This window comes from uncultured Campylobacter sp. (genome assembly GCF_938045405.1).
Lineage (GTDB): Bacteria > Campylobacterota > Campylobacteria > Campylobacterales > Campylobacteraceae > Campylobacter_B.
The window spans coordinates 1-1,813 of sequence record NZ_CALIMW010000241.1; the positions used below are offsets into that span (position 1 = coordinate 1).

At 54.2% G+C, this 1,813-nt stretch carries 2 protein-coding genes; both read right to left on the reverse strand.

Annotated elements, in window-relative coordinates:
* Positions 1–639 (reverse strand): YggS family pyridoxal phosphate-dependent enzyme, encoded by a 639-nt coding sequence (locus Q0140_RS09970; RefSeq protein WP_297964207.1) that lies wholly within the window; start codon positions 637–639, stop codon positions 1–3.
* On the reverse strand, positions 636–1,751 hold the full coding sequence (gene rseP / locus Q0140_RS09975) for an RIP metalloprotease RseP (RefSeq protein WP_297964209.1): 1,116 nt from the start codon (positions 1,749–1,751) through the stop codon (positions 636–638). The genes Q0140_RS09970 and rseP overlap by 4 nt, the downstream gene beginning before the upstream one ends.
* Positions 1,752–1,813: the final 62 nt, after the last annotated feature.

Genomic DNA, 1,813 nt, shown 5'->3' on the forward strand with positions numbered 1-1,813 from the left:
CTAGGCGTATAAAATTCTACCCAGGCGGATCATGTTCGAGCCGCATTTGATCGCGAGCTCAAAATCATCGCTCATCCCCATCGAGCAGATCCGCGCGCCGTGCGGCACGAGCGCATCGAAGATCTCGCGGCTCACCTCGAAGCTTCGCGCGATCTGCGCGGGCTCGCTCACGTGCGCGCCGATGCTCATCACGCCGATTAAATTTAGATTTTTGCACTCCTGCTTGATGCGCAAAAACTCCTCCACCGCGCGGTTTTTATCGAGCCCCGTTTTGGAGCTCTCGCCCGCGGCGTTGATCTCCAGCAGCGTATCTAACGGATAATTCAGCCGCTTGTTCACGGCAAGCGCGAGCTCGCAACTGTTGCAGCTCTGCCACAGCGTCGGGCGCAGAGCGATGAGCTGATTGATTTTGTTGCTTTGCAGCGTGCCGATGAAGTGCCACTTTAGCGGCAGTTCGCGCAAGGCCTCGCTTTTGCGCTTCAGCTCCTGCACTCTGTTTTCTCCAAACGCGATCTGTCCTTGCGAATACAGCTCGCGCACCTCATCCGTGCCTACGTTTTTGCTCACCGCGACGAGCTGCACTTCGCCCGCGCCTGCTTTCGCAGCCTCAATGCGCTTTAAAATTTCATCCAGTCTCATTTATAAAATCCCAAAATTCTAGCGAAATCATTCAGCACCGTAAATATCATCAAAAGCGCTAAAATCCCCATCCCTACGTAGCTAGCGCCCACGAATACCCGCTTTGGTACGGGGCGGCGGAAGATGAGCTCAAAGAGATTAAACGCGATGTGCCCGCCGTCGAGCGCGGGGATCGGAAAGAGGTTGATAAGCCCTAAATTTACCGATATTAGCGCCACGAGCGCGAGCAGGACCGCCGCGCCGTAATCGACCGCCTTTGAGGTGATGTCCGTAATGGCGACGATGCCGCCCATCTCCTTTGGCGAAACGACGCCGCTAGCGAGCTTTTCGAGCCCTACCAAGATGAGCTTTGACGCTTCCACCGTCTGATCCCACGCGAAGCTAAGCGAGCGAGCACCTTTGTGATATAGCGTCACGGTCGCGTTGTAATCGGGCGAAATGCCGATGAGCGGCACTCTGATGCTCTCGCGCCAGATGGTTTTTTTCTCGCCGAGCTTCGGCGTAAGCTGCAGGCTCAGCCGTTCGCCGCCGCGCATGATTTCTAAGTTTAGAGGTGCTGCGGTTACCTGCTTTGAGATGTCGTCCCACTCGCGGATCTGCTTGCCGTCGATTGATAAAATTTCATCGTTTAGCATTAGCCCTGCGCTTGCCGCGGCGGAATTTGGCGAAATTTTGCCGACCTTTGGTGCGAGTTTTTCGACGCCGATGTAGCCCAGCGCGATGTAGATCAAAAACGCAAGCAGCAGGTTAAAAAACGGCCCCGCAAAAAGTATGATTATGCGCGCGATCGGGCCTTTGGAGTTGTAGCTGTCAGAATCCGCGCTTGCCGCGGCGGGATCTAGATCCTCCTGCCCCTTAAGGCTCACGTAGCCTCCCAGAGGGATCGCGCTGATGGCGTACTGCGTCGCGCCGATGCGCTTGGTAAAGACCTTCTCTCCAAAGCCCACGCTAAAGACGTTCACCCCCACGTCCAGCGCCCGCGCCGCCAAAAAATGCCCCAGCTCGTGGAAAAAGATAAGGAAGCTGATCGCCAGCACGGTGACCATAAAATTTATCGAGTAAAAATAAAATCCGACCGCCAGGATCGCCAGCGTTAAAATTATACTTTTCAAATTTCAGACCTTTGTAAAAAATGGGCTAAGCTTACTATTATTTTGCAAATTTTAAGCTTAGA